Origin of the sequence: Streptomyces sp. ISL-1, assembly GCF_018614585.1 — a bacterium.
Classification (GTDB): Bacteria; Actinomycetota; Actinomycetes; order Streptomycetales; family Streptomycetaceae; genus Streptomyces; species Streptomyces maoxianensis.
Map to the genome: position 1 here is coordinate 68,685 of NZ_JAGGOI010000032.1, position 22,016 is coordinate 90,700.

At 67.8% G+C, this 22,016-nt stretch carries 18 protein-coding genes and 1 tRNA gene; 8 read left to right on the forward strand and 11 right to left on the reverse strand.

The window, feature by feature from the left end; translation table 11 throughout:
• Window positions 1-63 precede the first annotated feature (63 nt).
• Window positions 64-1,377 (reverse strand): DUF2254 domain-containing protein, encoded by a 1,314-nt coding sequence (locus tag J7E87_RS23275; protein ID WP_308313040.1) that lies wholly within the window; start codon window positions 1,375-1,377, stop codon window positions 64-66.
• Between the two features lie 188 nt (window positions 1,378-1,565).
• Here J7E87_RS23275 and J7E87_RS23280 point away from each other — a divergent pair.
• Together J7E87_RS23280 and J7E87_RS23285 are read left to right on the forward strand one after the other, a co-directional pair.
• Window positions 1,566-1,650, forward strand: a tRNA-Leu gene (locus tag J7E87_RS23280).
• 213 nt (window positions 1,651-1,863) lie between these two features.
• On the forward strand, window positions 1,864-2,859 hold the full coding sequence (locus J7E87_RS23285; protein ID WP_215096606.1) for a zinc-binding alcohol dehydrogenase family protein: 996 nt from the start codon (window positions 1,864-1,866) through the stop codon (window positions 2,857-2,859).
• Window positions 2,860-3,042: 183 nt separating this feature from the next.
• Here the strand turns inward: J7E87_RS23285 and J7E87_RS23290 are convergent, their stop codons facing one another.
• The 4 genes from J7E87_RS23290 to J7E87_RS23305 form a co-directional block, all read right to left on the reverse strand.
• Window positions 3,043-3,270 carry a hypothetical protein gene (locus J7E87_RS23290; protein ID WP_215096443.1) on the reverse strand — a complete coding sequence of 76 codons (228 nt, stop codon included), beginning with the start codon at window positions 3,268-3,270 and terminating at the stop codon, window positions 3,043-3,045.
• 30 nt (window positions 3,271-3,300) lie between these two features.
• The gene (locus tag J7E87_RS23295; RefSeq protein ID WP_308313041.1) at window positions 3,301-4,305 is read right to left on the reverse strand and encodes a trypsin-like peptidase domain-containing protein; all 1,005 of its coding nucleotides are present in this window, start codon (window positions 4,303-4,305) and stop codon (window positions 3,301-3,303) included.
• A 398-nt stretch (window positions 4,306-4,703) separates the two neighbouring features.
• Window positions 4,704-6,290, reverse strand: a complete 1,587-nt coding sequence (locus J7E87_RS23300) for a serine/threonine-protein kinase (RefSeq protein WP_215096444.1) — start codon at window positions 6,288-6,290, stop codon at window positions 4,704-4,706.
• An 85-nt stretch (window positions 6,291-6,375) separates the two neighbouring features.
• Window positions 6,376-6,840, reverse strand: coding sequence for an ATP-binding protein (locus tag J7E87_RS23305; RefSeq protein WP_251017882.1), 465 nt, complete (start codon window positions 6,838-6,840; stop codon window positions 6,376-6,378).
• Between the two features lie 147 nt (window positions 6,841-6,987).
• Here J7E87_RS23305 and J7E87_RS23310 point away from each other — a divergent pair, with 147 nt between their 5' ends.
• Together J7E87_RS23310 and J7E87_RS23315 are read left to right on the forward strand one after the other, a co-directional pair.
• Entirely contained in the window at window positions 6,988-7,869 is an 882-nt protein-coding gene (locus J7E87_RS23310; protein ID WP_374195216.1) for a helix-turn-helix domain-containing protein, read from the forward strand.
• Window positions 7,866-8,132, forward strand: coding sequence for a DUF397 domain-containing protein (locus J7E87_RS23315; protein ID WP_215096445.1), 267 nt, complete (start codon window positions 7,866-7,868; stop codon window positions 8,130-8,132). The genes J7E87_RS23310 and J7E87_RS23315 overlap by 4 nt, the downstream gene beginning before the upstream one ends.
• A 75-nt stretch (window positions 8,133-8,207) precedes the next feature.
• Here J7E87_RS23315 and J7E87_RS23320 read toward each other — a convergent pair whose 3' ends face one another.
• From J7E87_RS23320 to J7E87_RS23340, 5 genes are all read right to left on the reverse strand, one after another.
• On the reverse strand, window positions 8,208-11,429 hold the full coding sequence (locus J7E87_RS23320) for a type I restriction endonuclease subunit R (RefSeq protein ID WP_215096446.1): 3,222 nt from the start codon (window positions 11,427-11,429) through the stop codon (window positions 8,208-8,210).
• 17 nt (window positions 11,430-11,446) lie between these two features.
• Window positions 11,447-11,692 carry a hypothetical protein gene (locus J7E87_RS23325; RefSeq protein ID WP_215096447.1) on the reverse strand — a complete coding sequence of 82 codons (246 nt, stop codon included), beginning with the start codon at window positions 11,690-11,692 and terminating at the stop codon, window positions 11,447-11,449.
• Complete coding sequence (locus J7E87_RS23330) at window positions 11,689-12,975, reverse strand: restriction endonuclease subunit S (RefSeq protein ID WP_215096448.1); 1,287 nt, start codon at window positions 12,973-12,975, stop codon at window positions 11,689-11,691. Before J7E87_RS23330 ends, J7E87_RS23325 begins: the two co-directional genes overlap by 4 nt.
• A complete protein-coding gene (locus J7E87_RS23335; protein ID WP_215096449.1) occupies window positions 12,972-15,089 on the reverse strand; it encodes a class I SAM-dependent DNA methyltransferase in 2,118 nt (705 codons plus the stop codon). Before J7E87_RS23335 ends, J7E87_RS23330 begins: the two co-directional genes overlap by 4 nt.
• 77 nt (window positions 15,090-15,166) lie before the next feature.
• Window positions 15,167-17,320, reverse strand: a complete 2,154-nt coding sequence (locus J7E87_RS23340) for an N-6 DNA methylase (protein WP_251017883.1) — start codon at window positions 17,318-17,320, stop codon at window positions 15,167-15,169.
• 352 nt (window positions 17,321-17,672) lie between these two features.
• Between J7E87_RS23340 and J7E87_RS23345 the strand changes: the two genes are divergently transcribed.
• The 4 genes from J7E87_RS23345 to J7E87_RS35350 all read left to right on the forward strand — a co-directional run bounded on the left by J7E87_RS23345 (window position 17,673) and on the right by J7E87_RS35350 (window position 20,527).
• Window positions 17,673-18,236: a hypothetical protein gene (locus tag J7E87_RS23345; RefSeq protein WP_215096450.1), complete on the forward strand. Its 564-nt coding sequence runs from the start codon at window positions 17,673-17,675 to the stop codon at window positions 18,234-18,236.
• Between the two features lie 142 nt (window positions 18,237-18,378).
• Entirely contained in the window at window positions 18,379-19,011 is a 633-nt protein-coding gene (locus tag J7E87_RS23350) for an RNase H family protein (RefSeq protein WP_215096451.1), read from the forward strand.
• Window positions 19,012-19,104: 93 nt separating this feature from the next.
• A complete protein-coding gene (locus tag J7E87_RS23355; RefSeq protein ID WP_215096452.1) occupies window positions 19,105-19,719 on the forward strand; it encodes a hypothetical protein in 615 nt (204 codons plus the stop codon).
• A gap of 244 nt (window positions 19,720-19,963) precedes the next feature.
• The gene (locus J7E87_RS35350; RefSeq protein ID WP_251017884.1) at window positions 19,964-20,527 is read left to right on the forward strand and encodes a transposase family protein; all 564 of its coding nucleotides are present in this window, start codon (window positions 19,964-19,966) and stop codon (window positions 20,525-20,527) included.
• 250 nt (window positions 20,528-20,777) lie between these two features.
• Here the strand turns inward: J7E87_RS35350 and J7E87_RS23365 are convergent, their stop codons facing one another.
• On the reverse strand, window positions 20,778-21,896 hold the full coding sequence (locus J7E87_RS23365; RefSeq protein WP_215096453.1) for an EcsC family protein: 1,119 nt from the start codon (window positions 21,894-21,896) through the stop codon (window positions 20,778-20,780).
• Window positions 21,897-22,016 lie beyond the last annotated feature (120 nt).

Below are 22,016 nucleotides of genomic sequence, written 5' to 3' on the forward strand. Positions count from 1 at the left end.
GGATCAACCGGCCTCTGGTCAGGAGATCCCCGGTCGGGCGATCTCCGGCATCGCCGGTCTCGGTCAGCCGATCCCCTGGCGGTCGGGCAGGAGGGCGAACTCCCGCTCGGCCGCCTCGGGCGCGGCCCGCACCACGGCGTGAACCAGCAGCGTGCGGTGCCTGAGCAGCGGCTCCCTGCGGTCCTCGGGCGCGAGCAGCAGCAGATCGTCGATCGCGGCGATCAGCCGCCGGCTCACCTGCGGATTCCCCGGCGCGAACAGCCGCACCTCGGTCAGCGCCAGATCCACCAGATCCGTCCACCCGGGCACACCCTGCACCAGCCGCACCGCGCCCTCCCTGTCCCGATACTGGATGGCACCGAGCGGCCTGTTCACCACCGCCGTCAGGAACTGCACCATCCGGTCCAGGCACTGCACGGCGGTCGTCGGATCGTTCACGGCGGGCGACAGCGCACGCAGCGCGATGTCCGACAACTGTCGCAGCCCGAACCCGATGTCCTGGTGAAGGGTGCGCTCCACCCCCACGGACACGGTGAACCTGAGCGCCCCACGCGGTGGCTCTCCCTCCCCGTGCACGGCCAGCACCGGCGTCCCCGGCACGACGAAATCCCCGATCCGCGGGATGAGCCGCAGCACGACCCCGTGCCGCCTGGCCGCTCGCACCAGCCGCGCGACATTCACATCCCGCAGCACCCCGGCCCGCCCCTGATACGGAATCCACGCACTCTGGGGCGCGAGCGCCGCCGCCTCCCGCTCCCCGGCCGGCTGCCTCGCCAGCACCTGGAACGACTCCCGAGTGATGCGATCGACGACCGGCCCGACCTGCATCAGGCGCAGCGTCGAGGTCACATAGGCGATGAAGAGCAGCAGACTCAGCCCGAGCATCGCCATGGTCAGCACACTCTGCACCAGCGGCACGGAGCGGACTCGCTGCGGATCGGTCTCGCTCTCGTACGAGGTCAGCACCAGCAGCGAGAACAGGAACGTCGCGAGGAACACCGTCAGCGTCAGCTTGCTGATCCGGCTCCGTACGAAGATCCGCACCACCCGGGGAGTGAGCTGCCCGCTCGCCATCTGCACGGCCACCAGCGAGATGCTGAAGACGACACCGATGAAGGTCATCATCGCCGTGCTGATCGTCGTCACGATCGTCTTGGCGTCTTCGGCGATCGAAGCGAGGTAGCTGAGCTCGTCGTAGGCCTGCTCGCGTCGCAGATACGCGACGATCTCGGTGTCCAGCGCGTCGGCCGCCAACCACAGGGCGACGGTACAGACCAGCCCTGCGGTGGGCGCGAACCAGAACGTATCTCGCAGGTGCTCGCGCAGCGGCAGGAGCACGCGGGGCTGTCGATAACTGCGATAGCTGCGATCACTCACACAGCTGAAGGTAGCGTCACCGTGTGTTTGTCTGCGGATACACGCTGTACCGACGTCGGTGCGGCGTGCACAGTACACCTGGATCGGGGTGGCTGCACCCCACTGACCACCGGATATACAGGCGAGGGGCGCCTCTGTCCCCTGGTATTGTTGTCCACGTCGCCGCGGGAAACCGGGGCGGTCACCTAGTCCGGGTGGCGGAATGGCAGACGCGCTAGCTTGAGGTGCTAGTGCCCTTTATCGGGCGTGGGGGTTCAAGTCCCCCCTCGGACACAGACTGAATCTCCAACTTGTGCGGGTCGAGGCTAGCCTCGGCCCGCACAAGCTGTTTTCCGGGGTCGTAGGTCAGCTTGAGCCCAAGGTTCTGGCAGACCTCGGCTTCTTCCGGCGCGGCCCCCCGGCCGGCGCGCCTCGACTCATCCGCCCGTCCGCGGTCTGATGGTGTCGAGGGAGGTGGCCCGCGTGGGTGGCGGAATTCCTACGACGATGCAGGCATGGGTGGCCTGTGCCGCCCGCAGCGGAACCATCGAGCGCGTCGAGCTGCCCGTCCCGGTGCCGGAGCCCGACGAGGTGCTGGTCCGGGTACACGTATGCGGGGTGTGCCGCACCGATCTCCACGTCCGCGACGGCGATTTGCCGCCGCACCGGGAGTGGGTCGTGCCCGGCCACGAGGCCGTCGGCGAAGTCGTCGCGGCCGGCCCCCGGGCCACCGGGCGGGGGGTCGGCACCCGGGTGGGGATTCCTTGGCTGCGCCGGACGTGCGGGGTGTGCCGGTACTGCGCCAGAGGACAGGAGAACCTGTGTCCTTCGTCCGTCCACACCGGTTGGGACGCGCACGGCGGCTATGCCCAGTACGCCACCGTGCCCGCGGCCTACGCGTACGAGCTGCCGGGCGGGTACTCCGACGAGGAGCTGGCCCCGCTGCTGTGCGCCGGGATCATCGGCTACCGGGCGCTGCGCCGGGCCGACCTCCCTTCCGGTGGCCGCCTCGGCATCTACGGCTTCGGAGCCTCCGCCCATATCACCGCGCAGGTCGCCATCGGCGAGGGCGCCCTCGTCCATGTCCTTACCCGGTCCCCGGCCGCCCAGGCACTCGCCCTGGAACTCGGCGCCGCGTCGGCCGGTGACGCCCACGCCCGGCAACCCGAGTCGCTCGACGCGGCGATCCTCTTCGCCCCGGCGGGCGACCTCGTCCCTGTAGCCCTGGAGGCACTCGACAGCGGCGGGACACTGAGCATCGCGGGTATCTACCTCACCGGCATCCCGCCGTTGGACTACGAACGGCATCTCTTCCGCGAACGCAGCGTGCGCAGCGTCACCGCCAACACCCGCCAGGACGGACGGGACTTGTTCGCCGCGGCGGCCGGCCACCGGCTCCGGCCCACGGTGGCCTCGTACGACTTCAAGGACGCGGACACCGCACTGGACGACCTCGCGGCGGGCCGGATCACCGGGGCAGCGGTGCTGCGCATGCCCGCCTGACTCGGCCTCGCGCGAGCGTCGGGGGCGGGATCTGATCGGCTTCCGCTGACCACCGGGCAGCGATCAGCCTTCATGCCCGCCGGCCGGCCACCTACCCCTCGCCGGCCGAACGGGCGCGGGGGGCACGGGACTTGCCCGCACCACCCGCGCCCGCCACGGCCCGGCCTGCCCGGCTTCCCGTCTTCAGCCGTCCTCCGGCATGGGCGCGGGCCAGGCTTCCTTCATCCGCTGCGGCGTCCAGTACTCCTGCACCTCGTCGGGGCTCTGCCGCTCGTCGCTGCTGGTGGTCCCGGAGTCCGGCTGCGGCCTGGGGGCCGGGTCAGCCGCGGCGTTACGCCATGCGGCCACCGCCACGACAGCGGCGAGCAGGGCGGTGGCGGTTCCCCATCGGCTCAAGCTACTGCGACGCATTGGACTGCTCCTTGTCAGGCTTTCAGGCTGTCAGGTGACGCCGCCCTGGGCGTCGAACATCGCCTTGACCGCGTCATCGAAGTACGAGCTCCGGTTCCAGCCGCCCGTGGCGAGCGTGCTCATCGCCCCGTTGACGGACCCCAAGCCGTTGGCGTCGTTGAACTCCCGCAGCCACGGCCCGCCACTCGACCCGCCGCCGAAGTCACACTGGATTTCAATACGGCCGTCGCCGACCGCTCGCGTGGTGCCCTGGCAGGCCCACTGGAGCTGGCCGTTGTCGCGGTTGCCCGGGTAGCCCATCACGGTCACGGCCTGGGTGCGCGAGAAGTTCCAGCTCAGTCCGTGACCGCCGGTGACATTGACGATCTTGTTGCCGTTGAGCGGCCAGGTGGTCACCATTGCCACGTCCCGGCCGAGGTCACTGCTGCTGATCCAGGTGTTGAAGGTGCGGAACTGCTTGGCGGCGAAGGTGCCGAAGGGACGGACGCCGGAGCGGTAGCGCGGCGCATAGGTCCAGTTGGTCATCCAAGTGCCGCCGCTGCCCCCGTGCACGCAGTGCCCGGCGGTGATCAGCATCTGCTTCGAGCCGCTGTTGAGGGCACTGGCCGAGCAGGCGTAGTTGAGTCCGTTGCTGGGGTTGGTGAAGAACACCTTGCCCACCGCTGCGGATTCGGTGACCAACGGCCGGACCGTGCCCGACCGTCCCTCGGCGGGCGGGGTCGATCCCGGCTGCCCCGTGGGCCCGGGCTTGCTCTGGGCAGCGCCCGGCGAAACGGCTGCCCGGTCGAGGGGGATTGCTTCCCTCATCCGCTCCGGCGTCCAGTAGCGGGCCAGCGCGGCGGCGGCGGCCGGCGAGTCGACCGGCGCACCACTGGCGAGCCGCGGAGTGGGGCTGGCGGTGGTCGCGGCCCCGGCGGGGACGGCGGCGGACCCCGCCCCGGTGGGGGCAGGTCCCGCCATGGCGGGAGTCGCCCCGGCCAATGCCAGCATGGCGGCAGTGGCCAGCGGTAGAAGTGCCTGTCTGAGTCTGCGCACGAGTGATACTCCCCATGGTCGATTCGGACGCGCATTGCCGCAATTCGCCAGTCAATGCGCGGAGTTGAAGCGACCGTAGGTCTGGCAAGTGCCCCCGTAACAGTCCGAAATAAGTCCCTCCGCTATCCCCTTACCGTGCCGCGTATTTTGGTCATCCCGGTCCACCGCTTGCTTACCAGATACTTGTGTGCTGGGTGTCGGCGAGTAGGCAGGGCGGGTCAGCTCTCCGGCCAGCGCTTTTCTGACCAGCGGCTGCCCGCCGTCATCGGTGAAGGCCGGTGCGTCCGCCCTTTAAGATCTCTAATTACGTTGACGCATAAACCTGAACGTCGCCTATTCCGGAACGGCCGTTGGGTAACGTCTCTTTGGGGACACAACTTCACCGGCGTACGCGTTGCTCATCCTGCGCTGTCGCCGTCGAGCCCGAGGCGGATCACGGCGAGGGCGTCGGCGATCTCGATACTTATCTCGTCCTCGGGGCCGAACAGCACGCACATGTCCTGGTGGAGTGGTTCGAGGATCTGCTGGGCCTCGGCCGCTCGTCCCTGGGCTAGCAGCAGCATCCCGATGTTGTGCCGCAGCTCGACGGCCTCCTCGCTGACGTCGCTGTCGAGGGTCCGTACGACGTTCAGTACGCCCTGGAGCGAGGCGAGCGCGTCGGTGACCTGGCCCAGTTCGGCGCGGCAGCGGGCGGCCTGGGCGCGGCAGGCGCGGGCCTGTTCGCCGGTGGGGCCGGTGATACGGGCGTACGCGTCGGCGAGGCTGTCGAACTCAGGCAGCGCGGCCCGGTAGTCGCCACCGAGGAGGCGGATCGCGGCCCGCCGGCGGCGCAGTGCCAGGACCTGCTTGCTCTCGGAGCCGAGGGCGAGGGCGGCGGGTTCGATGACCTCGCTGAGCACCTCGGCGGCCTGCGCGAAGCGTTCCTCCTCCAGGAGGGCGTCGGAACGGTCGTACGCCTCCTTGATGTCCTGGCGCAACTGGGCGGGAACGGGCACTGGCTGGGCCTGCGGGGCGAGGACAGGGGGCGTGCTTCCGGCCGACGGCGCCTGAGTGCGGGCGCGGGGCGCGTAGGGGTGGCGGAACAAGCCCGTCGGGTCGGGTACCCCGGCTGGTCCGGCCTCGGCCGCGGTGGGCTCCTGACCGGGCGGCGGGAGGAACGGCAGCAGCCGCTCGTACACCTCCTGCGTGTCGGCGGGCCGCTGCTCGGGCGCCTTGCGCAGCAGGTGCAGCACCAGCTCTTCCAGCGCCTCGGGTACGTCGGGGCGCAGCTGCCGCAGCGGGGTGGGAGCCGCGTTGACCTGCTGGAACATCAGCAGATACTCGCTCTCTGCTGTGAACACGACTCGCCCGCTGACGAGTTCGTGCAACACGCAGCCCAGCGCGTACAGGTCGGTCTGCGGGGTGATGCGCCCGCCCCGGACCTGCTCGGGCGACATGTACTGGTAGGTGCCGACGGGGCTTCCGGTCGCGGTCAGCTTGGTGACGTCGGTGCGCAGGATCGCCGCGATGCCGAAGTCGAGGACCTTCACGGTGCCGTCGCGGGCCACGAGGATGTTCCCCGGCTTGAGATCCCGGTGGATTACCGGCACTTCGTGCGCGTACGAGAGCACGGTCGCGACCTGCGCGGCGACGGCGGCCGCCCAGCTGACGGGCAGCAGGTGGTCGGGGTGGAGGTAGGCGGACAGCGACATGCCGTCGACGAGCTCCATCACCAGGGACAGCCGCTCGTACGACTCGTCGAGGACCGCGTCGTACACCTGAGGCACGCCAGGGTGCTGAATGCGTGCGGTGATACGGGCCTCGCGGCGGAACCGCTTGGCGAACTCCTCGGCCACGTGCGGGGAGGTGATCGACGCCTGCCGGATGACCTTCACGGCGACGGGCCGGTCGAGGACGGCGTCATAGCCGCGCCATACGACGCCCATGCCGCCCTCGTTGAACTGCTCCAGGAGTTCGTAGCGGCCAGAGATCACCTGCTGCGGCACCTTGCCCCCGTTGTACGTGATGAACGGTCACGGTCCGGGGTCAAGTGTGGCCGCTGCGTCGATCTTCCGTCCAGGGGTGAGCCTTTCAGCCTTCCGCCGGCAGGACGTACTCCGCCCAGACCGTCTTGCCGGGGCCGGTGGCGCGTGGGTGCCAGTCCCAGCGGTTGGCCAGGCACTCCACCAGGAGCAGGCCGCGGCCGCTGTCGCGGTCGTCGGCGGGCGTGGCGAGGACGGGGACGCATTCGGTACGGGTGTCGGTGACCTCGACACGTACAGTCGCCGTGTCCGAGGCCAGGGCGAGGGCGAGGTGGAAGTCGCGGCCGGGGACCCGGCCGTGCTGGACGGCGTTGGCCGCGAGCTCGGCGACGATCAGCGTGAGGGCGTCGTGCGCGTTGCTGTCGTACGGGATGCCCCAAGCGTCGAGGCGCTGCCCGGCGAGGCGACGGGCGAGGCGCGCACCGCGCGGGGTGGAGCTGAACCGCATGGCGAAGTGGTCTGTGGGGCGGGCGGGTTGGGGGAGGTGTGTGGGGGCGACGGTCTCTCTGGTCATGACTGCAACGCTCCCGTTGGTGGCGTAGCGTGACCAGTCGTGACGCGCCGTCGGGGCTTGGTTGTACGCGACGGCGTGCGGTGTGTACGTGGCGCGTTGCGTGACGTAGTTCGGGGCGCGGCGTTTGGCCGGTGAGGTGGTGGGCCGATGGACTCTTCGGAACCGATGGAACAGGGCGAGCCGGGCGAGCAGGGCGTACGGGATGACGCCGGGCCGCGGCCGGAAGATGAACCGGGATCGGGCGTGGTGACCGCGTTCGGGCGACAGTTGAAGCTGCTGCGGGTGAGAGCGGGGCTGGAACGGCCCGAGTTCGGCAAGCTCGTGGGCTATGCGGGGCAGTCGGTTGCGTCGTTCGAGCAGGGGCGGCGTATCCCGCCGCCGAGGTTCATCGACCGGGCGGACGAGGTGCTGGATGCCGGGGGCGTACTCAAGGCGCTGAAGGAGGAGGTGGGGCGGGCGCAGTACCCGGCCTTCTTCCGGGACATGGCGCGCTTGGAGGCGGAGGCGGTCGAGCTGTGTGCCTACGACACGCACGTGGTCAAGGGGCTGTTGCAGACGGAGGAGTACACGCGGGCATTGCTCGCAATGCGGCGCCCGCTGCTGGACGAGGAAACGATCGAGTTGCGAGTGGCAGCCCGTCTCGCTCGGCAGGAAATCTTCAACCGTTGGCCTGCGCCGCTGCTCAGCTTCGTGCTCGAAGAGACTGTTCTGCGTAGGCCACTTGGCGGGAAAGCAGTGCTGCGAGGGCAGCTCGAACAGCTGCTGCTCATCGGTCAGAAGCGCAATGTCGAGATCCAAGTCATGCCCCTCGACCGTGAGGACAACGCGGGCGTGGACGGCCCATTCACCGTCATCACACGCAAGGGTGGAGAGCACCTCACGTACATGGAGGTCCAAGGGCGAAGTAGCCTGCTGACGGATCGCGAAGAGGTCCGTCTCGCCGCCGCGCGCTATGGGATCATCCGGTCCCAGGCTCTCACTCCGCGCGAGACCCTGGGATTCGTCGAGAAGTTGCTGGGAGAGCTATGAACATCGCAGAGACCTCGGTCGCAGCTCCGGAACTTGCCTGGTTCAAGAGCAGCTACAGCGGTGCTGAGGGGGGCGACTGTGTAGAGGTTGCTTGGTTCAAGAGCAGTTACAGCACTGGTAATGGCGGCGAGTGCGTGGAGGTGGCCACTGCCACCGGAGCCGTACACATCCGGGACTCCAAGGTCTCCGCTGGACCGGTCCTGACCGTCTCTCCCCACGCGTGGGCCGGGTTCGTCGGACTGGCCGCCGACCGCCTGGCCTGAGCCGTACGCAACCCCGTGGGACCCGCCGCGTACCACCAGCGGCAGGTCGCACGCGTGCGCAGGGACTCCCGGCCGTCAGGCCGCGTCGTCCACGCCCTCCTCGCGGCGGATCATCCGCCACGCCGCGCGGCGGGCACTGCGGTTGAGGGAGGACTGGAAGCCCTTGTCCGGGGCGAAGTAGCGCTTGCCCAGGTCCGTGATGAGCCCGACATGCTCCTCCACCTTGTCGGCGAAGACCTCGTCGAAGACTTCGCCGAAGTTCGCCTCGTCGTTGACGACGGCCACCCGGCGCACCTCGGAATCCGCGATGGCCGCGTTGAAGGCGGGCAGCAGGTCCTGCTCGGTGAAGTCGGTGCCGAACTTGCTGTTGAATCTGTCGATCAGCTCGGACAGCAGAGACTTCTCCGGCTCCTTCGCCCCACCGGACCCGTCACCGAAGCCCGGCATGGTCGTCGGACCCTCGGGGGAGAGGCTGACGTCGTGCTCGCCGGTCTGCTCGACCCGGAGGTGGCTGAGGTCGACCTCTCCTATATCGACTCCGCCGTCCGCGCTGCGCGGCAGCCGGTTGAGGAGGTGGCGTCCGTAGAGGTGGAGCCGCTCAAGCTCGGCGTCCTGGTAGGGGACGATCTGCGCGAGGAAGCCGTACTTGCGGACGTAGTCGTTGAGGTCGGCGCGGAAGTCCTCGGCGGTCTTCTGGTCGTCCTCGTCCTCACTCTCCTGGAGGGCGGTGAAGCGGGCGACAGCGGGGGAGAGCAACCGGTACAGCTCGGCGTGCAGTTTTTCCCACTTGGCCTGAGAGCCGGCCGCCTTCTCCTGCGCGGCGAAGTACGCCGCGGCGAACTCGTCCATGTCCTTGGCGGTGAGGATCGGCGCGGACATGACCCGGCTCTGCGCCTGGTAGAGGAGGTTCGGGTCGGAGGGGAGGGTCATCGCCTCCTCGAAGTACGGGCGGAAGGCTTCCTGGATGTCCTCGGCCTTGTTGACGAAATCAAGGACGGCGAGGTCCGCTTGGGCCTTGCGTTCGGCAGTCCGGTTGAGCCGGGACAGGGTCTGCACGGCTGCGATACCGGTCAGCGTCTTGTTGACGTACATCGTCGTCAGGAGCGGCTGGTCGAAGCCGGTCTGGTACTTCTCCGCGACGACCAGGATCCGGTACTCCTGCTGGCCCTTCCCGCCGGATCGCGTCGCCTTGTCGTCGGCGCGGGTGTACGCGAAAGCCTTCGGCAGGGCGCTCTCCGCGATTCCGCCGTTCTCCTTCGGCTCGGTCGTCTCTTCGTCGTCGATGGTGAGCGAGCCGGAGAAGGCGACGAGGACGCCGAGGTCCGGGTACTTGGCGTCGTACCCGCGGTCTGCGATGTAGCTCTTGATCGCGCGGGCCATCTGCACAGCCGACTGCCGGGACGCGGTCACCACCATCGACTTGGCGCGACCGCCGAGTCGGCCGCGGGTGTGCGTGACGAAGTGCTCGACGATCACCTGCGCGTGTTGCGCCACGGTGTACTCGTGCATCAGTGCGTACCGGGCGAGTAGCGGGTTCGCCTTGGTCGGGTCGACCTCCACCTCGTCGGGGTTCTTGTTGACGAGCTTCCAGTACGTCTCGTACGTGACGTAGCTGCGCAGCGGGTCGAGGATGAAGCCCTCCTCGATGGCCTGGTGCATCGAGTACGTGTGGAACGGCCGGTACTTCGCTTCGCCATCGATGTCCTGGAGCGTGCCGAAGAGCTGGAGCGTCTTGTCCTTGGGGGTGGCGGTGAACGCGAAGTAGGAGAGGTTCGCGGCCATGGAACGATTCTTGGCTGCGCGCTCCAACTGCTCTTCGAGGGTGAGCTCTTGTTCTGCCGCCGTGGCCTGCGTGGTGGCTTCGGTGGCTCCCGCGTCGTCGGAGTCGGAGTCCAGGCCGAGGTCGCGCAGGGCCTCCCGTACGGCGGTGGCGGCGCCGCCCGACTGCGAGGAGTGCGCCTCGTCCACGATGATCGCGAAGTTGGAGCCCTGGATCTCGGTGGGGTTGCGCTTGAGGTAGTCGAGCAGCGCAGGGAAGGAGTGCAGGGTCACGGTGACGATCTTGCCGGTGTCACGGGACAGGGCCTTCGCCAGCTGGGCGCCCTTCGCCCCGTACTGCTCGTCGATCTTCACGACGAGCCCCTCGGTCTGCGAGAAGCCGCCGATCGTCTCGCGGAGCTGGGAGTCGAGGTTGCGGCGGTCGGTGATGACGATGACCTTGTCGAAGACCGGCACCCCCGGCCGTACGCCGGTGGCGAGCGCCTCTGTGGCCAGCTCGCGCGGATCGGTGGGGGTGTGCAGATCGCTGAGGCGGTGGGCGAGCCAGCCGATGGTGTTCGACTTGCCCGAGCCGGCCGAGGCCATGACGAGGTAGTTGTGCCCGGCCCCGTATGCGGCGGCGTGCGCGGTGAGCTTTTTGACGGCATCCCACTGCTGGTAGCGCGGGAAGATCGTCTTCTTGCTGCTGCCTCCGCCCGGCGTCTTCTCCGTGTGGACGTGCACGAACCGGTGGAGCAGGTCGAGCCAGTTGTCCCGCTGCCACACCTGCTCCCACAGGTAGGACGTGGAGTACGTGCCCGGCGCACTCGGCGCCGGGTTTCCTGCGCCACCCGGCAGGCCGGGGCCCTCGGAGCCGGTGTTGAAGGGCAGGAAGTGGGTCTTGTCGCCGCGCAGCCGTGTGGTGACGAAGACCAGGTCCGGGTCGACTGCGAAGTTCGCGACCACGCGGTGCTGGAAAATCAGCTCGGTGGGGTCGCGGTCCGTGCGGTACTGCGCCTTGGCCTCCTCCGCCCCCTGCCGGGTCAGCGGATTCTTCAACTCGGCGGTGGCGAGCGGGATTCCGTTCAGGAACAGGGTCAGGTCGAGCCGGTTGTCGCGGTCGGCCTGCTTCGTCGCGTACCGCAGTTCCCGTACGACGGTGAGTCGGTTGGCCCGGTAGCCATCGAGCACGGAGTCGTCCGCGACCAGGTTCGGCTTGAAGTAGGCGACCCGGATCAGGACGCCCTGGTCCTTGACCCCGTTGCGCAGCACGTCGATGACGCCGCGCTTGGGATCGGCGAGAGCCTGACCGAGCCGCTTGGCGAAACTCTGCTGCGCGTCGTTCGGGTCGCCGTGGTAGTAGGTGTCGACGAGGTCGTTCCACTCGTCGATCTGGGTCTCACCGATGAACGTGAACAACTCGCTGGTGTCCAGACCGAGTTCAGCCTGGTAGTCCTGCGGCTTTGCCTCGCGCCAGCCGCGCTCGTTCATTGAGGCGACTATGGCGTTGCCGAAGGCGGACTCGTCGTGAACGGCCATGACTATGCTCCCCGTTTTCAGGTCGAAGTAGGGCGAGTTGGCGCGAGCCATGGCGCCACGACATCGCACGGCCCGCTGTCGACCACGCCGCGCACGAGGCGAAGGGCGTCGAGTTGGACTTCCCGGCCCGCGTTGTACGCGGCAGGACCGTAAGCGGGCCGTGGTGCCACATCGCAGTGGGCGACGGAGTTGTAGCTGTCGCTCGATGAGACGCGGGTGACGGGGGTGGCGCGGTGGGAGCGTGGCTCGTGGTCGGTGGTCATGACGAGAGGACTCCTCGGCCGGAGGCGGTAGATACGTCGAACTTGCCGGATACGGCGGAGGCGATGAGGGCTTGCAGGCGTTCACTGAGCAACTCCCCTTGCAGGGCGAGCTTGTCCTGCAAGCGATCGCACTGCGCTACCTGAGAACCGAGCGCTGACAGTCGCTGCTCGGCGACTTCGTGATGCACAAGTGGAATTGGAACGCCACGTAGTCTGTCGGCTTTGATCCCCAAAGCGGTTGAGCCTGTCGCCCGTAGCTCCAGCTCGGCTTGTGCCCGCGGTGATCGCAGGTACCAATAAAGCCAATCTGCTGAGCATTTCTCCGAATTGACCCTGAGTACGATGACGCGTTGAGCTAGAGCCACACCTGGGTCAGAAACCATTGCCACCTGGCCGAGTGGTGCTTCGGTCGTTAGGAGCACGTCTCCACGTTTAAGTAGACCGCGACGCATCCATGCATCGTAAGAATCCTCCGCAATATACTCGCGGCTTGCAGTTAGGTCGATCAGTCCGTCTCGGATATTCTTAGCTGTGACCAGTGGAATCCCGGAGGCCGTCTTTTCGGGGGTGGCGCCGCGATAGTCAATCCAGCGTTCCACAACTCGCCGCAGTGGTGCGGAGTCGACCGAGTGTTGAGAGTCGGAATCTTTCTCTGCGGAGAAGCAGCCAGCCAGCAGGGCGGCCTGACGATGCTCTAGGAGTGTTGAGAGCCGCGAGAGACGGGAGCGGAGGCGAGTCACCTTGGCGGTCTCGGTGTCGAGGAAGTCGGCGATGCGGTGCTGCTCCTCCACTGGTGGAACGGGGAGCTTAATCTCGCGGGCCATTTCCAGGTTGATCCGGGCACGCGTCGACCCGCGAGTTAGCGTAGACACTTGATTGGAGACAACTGATGAGCTCAGTGCCCAAGCGGCATATCGATGGGTCAGGCGACTTTCGTCGAGTCGTGCACGGAAGCAATCCGCCTTAACGATCGAAGGTCCCAGGTCCGGGGGTGCTACGCATGCACGGCCAACGGGATGGTTATCGTCGCCGAGTCCGGCGATGATCAGATCCCCAGACTTCACCTCATGGCGTCGCAGATTCCTGAAGTACTCCAGGGAAATGTAGGCGGCGTCGAGATCCTTGAAGTGTGCAGGGCCAATATTTCCGAGACGAATTACTCGTGCCCCATCGTCGGAGTAGTGACTGCTTGTCAGGGAGCTACCGAAGGGGCCGTCAGTGATCTCATTGATGAAGCGTCTCAGGGAAACTTGAGGGTGCAGAGGATTGGCTGAGCCGGTCATCCCGTCACCTCGCCCAGTAGCGCCTGGATCTCCGCCTCAAGCGACTTCAGTTCCGCGTCGATCTCCGCCAGCGGCCTAGGCGGCTCGTACACGTAGAAGTGGCGGGTGAACGGGATCTCGTAGCCGACCTTCGTCTTCGAGCGGTCGATCCACGCGTCCGGGACGTGGGGGTGGACCTCTCGCTTGAGGTAGTCCTCCAGGTCCTCGTCCAGCGGGACGTTCTCGTAGTCGCGCAGCTCCGTGTCCGGTTCCGGGGCACCTCCCTTGAGCTTCTGGATCTCGCCCTCAGGATCGCGGACGCCGACCGTGTCCCTGACCGCCTTCGCGAACGGCGCGCCCGTCGGCCACAGCAGGCCGGCGTCGACCACCGCACCCTTGAGTGCGACCGTCGCGTCCGACTTCGTCGGCCACGTCGACCCCAGCAGTGGGCGCAACGCGTCCGCGAAGAGGGCAGCCTCAGCGTCCACCAGCTCCTGGAGCTGCGCCGCCTCCTCGTCTGTCAGCTTGCGGCGGGCCTTGACCGCCGCGGCCAGTTCCGGGTGCTGGGGAAGGGCCCGCTCCTCCGCCCACTTCTGGACCGGTTTGGAGGCGATGAGTGCCGCCAGAGTGTCGTCCGTCAGCTCGAAGCGCAGTTTCAGCGGGCGTTCGACCGTGATGCGGTGGTAGCCGAAGTCCTCATTCTTGAAGACCTTGACCTTGCCGTGCAGCGGGTGCTCCGGGTCGACGGCGACGTGCAGCGCCTCGCCGTACAGCTGCGTGATGTCGCCGATGTGGTTCGGGCGATTGCCCGTCCCGTCACCCAGCTCCTTGCGCTTGTCACCCAGCGACTTACGCATCTTCAGCCAGTAGTCACGCGCATCCAGCAGGACGACCTTGCCCTTGTGGTCGGCGGACTTCCTGTTCGTCAGGATCCAGAAGTAGGTGGAGATGCCGGTGTTGTAGAAGAGCTGGTCCGGGAGGGCGACGATCGCCTCCAGCCAGTCGTTCTCAATGATCCACCGGCGAATGTTGGACTCGCCGGACTCGGCCGCGCCCGTGAACAGCGGCGAGCCGTTGAAGACGATGGCGACGCGCGAGCCGCCCCCACCGCTCACATCCACCGGCTTCATCTTCGCGAGCATGTGCTGGAGGAAAAGCAGCGAGCCGTCGTTGATACGGGGCAGGCCCGCACCGAAGCGGCCGGAGTCGCCGAGCGTCTCGTACTCCGCATCGACCTCGTCCTTGACCTTCTTCCAGTCCACACCGAACGGCGGGTTGGCGAGGAGGTAGTCGAACTTCTCGCGTGAATGGCCGTCGTCGGAGAAGGAGTTGCCAAGAACGATGTTCTCCGGGTCCTGGCCCTTGATCATCAGATCGGAACGGCAGATCGCCCACGACTCGGGGTTGAGCTCCTGCCCGTACACCTTCACCCGGGCGTTCGGGTTGAGCGACTTGACGTGGTCTTCGGCGGCGCTCAGCATGCCGCCCGTGCCGCAGGCCGGGTCCATCACCGTGCGCACCGAACCGGGCAGTGTCAGCGCGTCCGCGTCGGGCGCGACGAGGAGGTTGACCATCAACTTGATGACCTCGCGGGGGGTGAAGTGCTCACCCGCGGTCTCGTTCGACTGCTCGGCGAAACGACGGATCAAGTCCTCGAAGATGTAACCCATGTTGTGGTTGGGCACGGCCTCGGGGCGCAGGTCCAGGTCGGTGAACCGGCCGATGACGTCGTACAGCAGCTTCGCCGAGTCCAGCTTCTTGATCTGCTGGTTGAACTCGTACTTCTCCAGAACCTCGCGGGCGTTGTCGGAGAAGCCCGCGACATAGATTTGGAGGTTCTTCGCGGCGTTCTGCGGGTCGTGGGCGATCTTCTTCAGCGTGAGGGATGACGTGTTGTAGAAGGTGTGGCCCGATGCCCGGCGCAGGAAGCGTCCCTTGTCGATGTCCTGGCCTTCGAGCTCGGCAACGACATCGACCACCTTCTCGCGCGTCGGCTCCAGTACGCACTCCAGGCGGCGCAGCACGGTGAACGGCAGGATGACCTTGCCGTAGTCGGACTGTTTGTAGTCGCCGCGCAGGAGGTCGGCGACGGTCCAGGCATGGTTCGCCAGCTCCGTGTGCTTACTGCTGTTCAACGCGTTCCCTTCGATGAACCGCCCGGCTGGGACGGCTGGGATCCAGTTTGGTCGATATGCGAAGGCGATGTTGCCGTTCAGGCCGACGGGCCCTCGGAGGGCGGGAGCAGCGCACCGGTGGTCAGGCCCGTGAGTAGCGCCTGCGCCGTCTCCTCGGCCAGCTCGGCCGTCCGGCGGGCGGCGGTACGCAGTTCGTAGGCGCGGCGGAATGCCGCACCGTACCGGCGTTGCTCGTCCAGCGGCAGAAGCGGCACGCGGAGCCTTCCCGGCGAGACACTCACGATCGTGCTGCCCGTGGAGGCTCCGGCGATGTTGTCGTCGGCAGCGAGGAAGCCCGCGAGGAACCAGGGGTCGAGCCGTGCCGGGTCCGGTCGCAGCAGGTGAATGTGGTGGCCGAGCAGGGCTTCGGCGTCCGCCTCATCCGCGACACGCGCCATGATGCCGCTGCCGCCGGCGACGCCGCGTACGAGAACATCACCTGCGGCGACGGTATGCGCCGCATCGGTACGCAGGTCCTCCGCCGTGCCCGACGGGCGAGCGCCGTTGCCGATGTCGGACGCGGTGAGCACCGGGCGTTCCGTGCCGTCCGTGTCCGGGCTCTCGGTCCGGGAATCCCCACGGCCGACAGGGACTGCCGCCCGCAGCAAGGAGAGTGCGCCTCCTCGGACAAGATCGGAGACGGTAGCCGTACGCCACGCCTGTGAGGACTCCGTGGCTGCCTTCCACGGCTCGTAACCCGCCGCGCTCTCAAGGACGTTGACGGACGCGGCGAGCAGTTCGCGCTGTTCTGCCGCGTGCTCTGCCACCTCTGCCGGATCGATGTCGACTGGTGCGGCACGCACTTGTCGGGCGGGCGTGAGGTCTACAAGATCGTCGACCAGGTCAATGGTCGGCACGGCACGCGCCGCACCGGGTACGTCGGTGAAGGACTCCGGGTCGTCCGTATACGCGGTCCAGTGGCCGAGGACCTCGTCGGACAGTGTGTTCCAGTCCACGCCCGTGCGACGGTGCCGCAGCCGGGAGTACGCGTCCCGCGGTGAGCTCGGCGGGCCTTCGCGCTGGTCTCCGCTCACGTCCACGAACAGCACGGACTTGCTGTCCGTGCCACCCGGCTCGGGGCGCTGGAGGACCCATACGTGCATGCCGATGTGCAGCGGCGCGGAAGCGCCGAGGGGAAGGCCGATGACGGCGCGCAGCGCGCCGCTGCGTACGAGTTCGGCGCGGATACGGCGGCCGGAGGCACGGGCGGCTGTGGCCGGCGGAAGCAGCATCACCGCGTGGCCGCCGGACTCCAGGTGCGCCAGCGCGTGTTGCGTCCAGGCAAGCTCCGACTCGATCCGCGGCGGCACACCGTAGGCCCACCGCTGGTCGTACGCGAGCTCCTCGTGCCCCCAATCACGATCGCCGTACGGCGGATTGCAGAGCACGCCCCCGACTCTCAACTCCGGGAAGGCGTCGGCACGCAGGGTGTCCCCCACGCATACGGTGACCTGCGCATCGGGGGCCGACAGCAGCAGGCGAACGGCGCTGCGCTGAGCCTGTACGGGCAGCGAGTCCTGGCCGTACAGCTCGGTCGCCCCCCGCCGAGCCGCTGCCGCGAGCAGAGTGCCGCTGCCGCAGGCCGGATCGAGGATGCGTGTCGTGCGGTCCGGCAGGAGCCGTGCCATCAGGTCCGCGAGCCTTAGAGGTGTCTGGTACGTACCGGTGGAGGCGGCTGTGTCGTCCAGTTCACGTTCGGCGAGGACGTCGAGAGTGCTCTGGGCGCCCTCGTCGCGTACGCAGCGAATCAAGGCACGGAGCGCGCCGACGTCGTCAGCACGGAAGTGAACGGCCTCCGCCTCCGGGACCGAGCCGGCCAGCTCCGCTGTGGCGCTGTCGGCCTGGGCGATGACGTCGGAGTCCGGCAGTTCATCAAGCGCGGTGAGCTCGTCCGCGCTGCGCCGTGAAGTCGCGAGGACGAGAGGGAACAGGCGTGCTGCGACGCCGGACCCCGCGCCGTGGAGCCGCAGTACGGTGCGCAGCTCCTCGGACGGTGTGGCGGCGGACGACTGCCCGCGCGCCTCCAGCCATCCCCGTACCGCCTCCAGGTCGTAGAGCGGACTGCTTTCGGTACCGCCCGACGGGGCCGGGAAGTCGTCGTGCCGGCGGCGCCAGTTGCTGACGGTGGCGCGCGTAACCCCTGCGATACGGGAGATCTCGGCGGCGGTCACCTGGGCTGATGGCTGTGGCATGGGTTCCTGGACCTCTCGGGAGCGAACAGTAAACACCCTACACCGGACGTCAAATCCGTGAAGATGATTGACAGTGCTTTCATGGTGATGCTTATCTGGTGGAGCTTCCGGTTGGCAGCACTCGTCAAGGCGTGAGCCTGTGGGGTGCTTGTTTGCCCTGCCCGTAGAGCGATTCCGAGAGATGCACCGCTCTACCGATCCTGAGGGGGGGACCCACCATGCGCATCACCCTGCCGACCACGGTCGTCGAAGGAATCCAACTCACCGTCATGCCGTTCCGGGCGCCGTGACCGTTCGGCCCGGCGGGTCTCACCTCACATCCGTTCAGCACTCCGAGAACTGGAGCACGACCATGACCACTCCGAACCCGCAGACCCCCGGACAGCCCGCCCCGCACTTCCGCTCCCCGGGCGGCTGGGGCTCCGTACCGCCGCCCCCCGTCAAGTCGCCGATGCGTAAGAAGGCTTGGTTCACCCATGGCGCGGTTGGCCTCGTCGCCCTCGTCATCGGTGCCGCGTCGGGTGGCAGCGACGGGGGAGGAACTGACCGCTCGGCCGGCGCCGGCGCGAAGCCGGGGCCCACAGTCACGGTGACCGCGACCGCCGGGGCGGCCCCCGCGCCGACCGTGACCAAGACCCAGCCCGCCAAGCCGGCGAAGACCGAGGAAGCCGGCCCGGCGAGCAGCTTCGAGGGTGACGGCGAGTACCTGGTGGGCGAAGACGTCAAGGCAGGTACGTACCGGACCGCCGGATCGGACGAGACGTTCGGCTGCTACTGGGAGCGGGCCAAGGACTCCAGTGGCGAGTTGGGCTCGATCATCGCCAACGAGAACCTCAAGGGCAGCGGCCGCGTGACGCTGAAGAACGGCGAGGTCTTCAAGACCAACCGCTGCAAGGAGTGGAAGAAGGTCGGCTGAGCAGCGCCCAGCCGCCCAGCGGGCCGCGCCGAGCACACAGTCCCCGGAACGACCGCACCGGTCACCAGCACCGCGCCCCTCTCGACAGCGGGTGGCACCACGCCGCCCGCCGCCCACTCGACGCGAACAGAGGAGGACCACCATGGGCCGCCGCTCACCGTTCGCCCGAGCACCCCGGCCGAAGACCCGCACGCGTCGCGGGATCTGCATAAACGACAAGGTCAAGGCTGTGTCCGGGCCGGTCGTCCTGGCCACGGACGCCTCCGTCGGAACGGACCGCGTCGCCTCCGGCTACCTCGCCACGACAGGCCACACCGGCCTGCGCGCTCACCTTTACCCGCTTCACATCGCCCGTCCCCGCACCCGCATCGTCGTCACCGAACTGAGGGCCGTTTACTGGGGCCTGAAGCCTGTGCTCGCCGCCCACCCCGGCAGTCCAGTCGAGGTACGCGTCGACAGCCTCGACGCACTCAGCTACCTGCATGCCTGGCAGAGCGGCAGCACGCGCATGCCGGAGGGCTACGACACTCGCCCGCGTTCCCAGGGGCGCATGGCCACCCTCATCAAGCTCCAGATGCGCGCCGAGTACACCCCGAACCTGACGTTCGTCCACGAGAAGGCCCACGTCGGCAACCCGTTGAACGAGGCCGCGGACTCCCTGGCCAAGCTCGGCCTCCGCGCCGTACACGGCAAGGTCCCCGTGGCCGAGATTCCGCGCCTCGTGCCCTTGTGGGCCATCGGAGCCCTCGACGACTACCGCCGCAGCCGGCGATAAGGCGGGCCCCCGTGCCACCGGTCGGCACTGGGGCAGCCGCGCCCTCCATACGACTGCGGCGTATCCACCAGCCCTGAGAGAGGAACCCTTGCGATGTCCGAACCCGAGCAATTGCCATCTGTCCCGCCCTCGGACCCGGAACCGGAACCCGGATCTGCCGGGCCGGCGCCGGCCATGCCGGGCCATGCGCCACCGGCCCCGCCCGGCTCCCGCTGGGCGCGGCTGTCACGCGGCAAGGTTCTGCTTCTCGGTGTCGGCATCGGAGTTGCGGCGGTGGGGGCCGGCTGGCTGACCACGTCCCTCCTCGGAAGTGACGCGGACAAGGAGAACGACGGCGGCACCTCTTCCAGCACCACCGCGGCTGACGAGACGAGTGGACCGGAACCGTTCGGGACGGACGGCTCGATCACGCTCGCCTCGGTCGGCGCAGGACTCGAGAGCGGGGCGCTGTGCTCAGGCACGGGCGGCTACTCCGACATCGACTTCGGTACCCAGGTCAACATCACCGACGCGGCCGGGACTCTGGTCGCCCACGGCTCCCTCGACCTTGGTGAGAAAACCGAGGCGGGGTGCACGTTCCCGTTCACGGTCGACGACATCACCCCGGGGTCGAAGTTCTACACCGTCGAGGTCTCCCATCGCGGCGGCCTCACGCAGACCGAGGCCGAACTGCGCGCGGGCGGACTCGAATTCACACTCGGCGACTGACCTCGTCTCCCCGGGCTCGAACGATCCACCCGGTCGGCAAGGCATCAGGCACAAGAGCCCGACAAGCAGTGAGTCTTCGCCATCTTCGAACGTGCTGGTCGGAGGGCTGGTGTGACGCTCCATGGGCGTGCTCGTGCAGGTTGCGGGCGGGAGTCTGCGGTCTTGATCGTCTGACGGGGCGGGCCGGGGCGGTTTTGCCGGTTCCTCCGTGGCGACGGCCCGTTGCCGCCTACGATCCGGTCCCATGGTGGAGTCCGGGATTGCGGAACGAATCGCGGCGGGACGCGCGGAACTGGACGAGCTGGAAGACCAGTTGGCCAAGCAGCTGGAGGAGGTGCGGGCCGAGCGCGACGAACTCGCCGTCGCCGAACGGGTCTGGCACCGGATGGCCGAACAACTCGCCGCGGAGAAGGCGGTTGTGCCGCCGACGACGCAAGTGGCGGGCCGTGCGGTGCTGCTGGTCCCACCGTGGACCAGGACGCGCTGCCGCCGGAGTACCAGCGCATCCTCGCCATCGTGCGCGACGCGGGCGGGGCGGTCAAGCAGGTCGGCGAGGTTCGGGGGCTGCATGTGGCGGTGCGGGGACCTGGTCATCGTCACCGGCTTCAAGGCCACCCGCGCCCGCAAGCTCACCCCGGGGCAGAAGCAGGCAAACCGCGTCCTGGCCGCCGGACGAGCCCCCGTCGAATACGGTTTCGCGAACCTGAAGGCCTGGCGCGTCCTCACCAAGCTCCGCACCGACCCCGGCCGCGCCACCGCGCTCCTGCGCGCCCTGCTCGTCCTGACCAACTTCGAAGTCAACCGGTGACGGACGATCAAGACCACAGACTCCCGCCCGCGACCAGCACAAGCACACCCGATCGAGCGTCACGCCAGCCCCTCCGACCAGCACGTTCGAAGATGGCGAAGGTTCTAGGAAGCCGTAGACGGCCGCCTGACGGCCTATCTGCTCGGTTCGTTGCACATGCGCGAACCTCCGAATCAAGCCGCGAGACTGCCAGCAGGCCACAACTCACGCGTCAGATCTTCGCCATTGTGGGCGGTAGCGCAGGACGGCGTCAGACCCGGCTGCAGCGATCTCGAAGCTCGGAGATGACGGCTCTCTCGCGCGAGTTGACGGCACCGTCCACAGTGGCCACCCGGTCGGCCACGTCGAGGAGGTCGCTCAGATCCCCTGGCTCGGCGTCCAGGCGTCGCCACACCTCGGCCGGGTCGATTTCAACAAGGTGAGCGAACTGTCCATCGACCACCTGATGCTGATCCCGGACCACCCTCACCAGGTGCCGGATCAGCAGCGCCTCATCGTCCGTGATCTTCTGGTCCGCCATGATGACGAGCCACGCAACCCACAGCATCAACTGCGGGTGCTGACTCCGCTTGCTCATACCCTCAGCGACTTCGATCACCCGCGCCTCGTTCCGGAAGACGGCTTGCGCGTGCCGCCCCGCGAGCAGCGTCGTATAGCGGTTCAACACCACCGCAAGGGGAACGCCGACCACGGGGATACCAATCTTGATGACGTTGCGCTGCAGGAGATACTTCCCGACGACGGGGAGCCCCTTCGCGGCGGTCAGTACCGCTTTGGAGTAGAAGCGCTTGATCACCGGCCGCATTATGGCCGGGACCGCCTTGAGTACGCCTCCCTGGACCACTTCCCCGCTCTTGATCGTGAAGGCCACTCGAATGAGCTTCCACATGTCCTCGGGGTCGGACAGGTCGAGCGGGACCCGATAGAGGACTGCGACGTCGTAGGCCAGGCGGAGCTGGAGCCGGGAGATGAACGCGACATCGACCATCATGGTCGCGACGGCGGCCGGGACAGTCGCCGGTGAGGCACCGCCAAGGCTCCCGAGGGTGGCGACGATGGCCGCCGTGTAGGCCCCGGCAGAGAGCCCACCTTCGAGCGCGGCGTACCGAGCCGCCATCTTTATCCGCTGATCAACGATGGCATCCGCGGGTACGCCCTCATACCGCTCCTGGAAGTACTGCCAGTCGACCTTGTCGGTGTAGGAGCTCATGGCCTGAGCGCTGAGCTTGGTGAACCAACCGCCCGACTTGATATCGTCCGCGCTCAGCCCCTTGATGAACTCCCGCAGCTCGGCCCGCTCACGCTCAACAGCCTCCCGGTCGGCATCGTCGCCGCCGGCGTCGACAGCGTCAATCGGAGCTTCGGTCATGGCGAGTTCCCCCCAGGCGGCTCAGCGCATAGCCAGGTTGCCAGGTTTGGACAACCCCGCTGACGTCTCAACACGGTGACTCAGTAACCAGCACATCTGTCGACGGATGTCTCGTTGAGC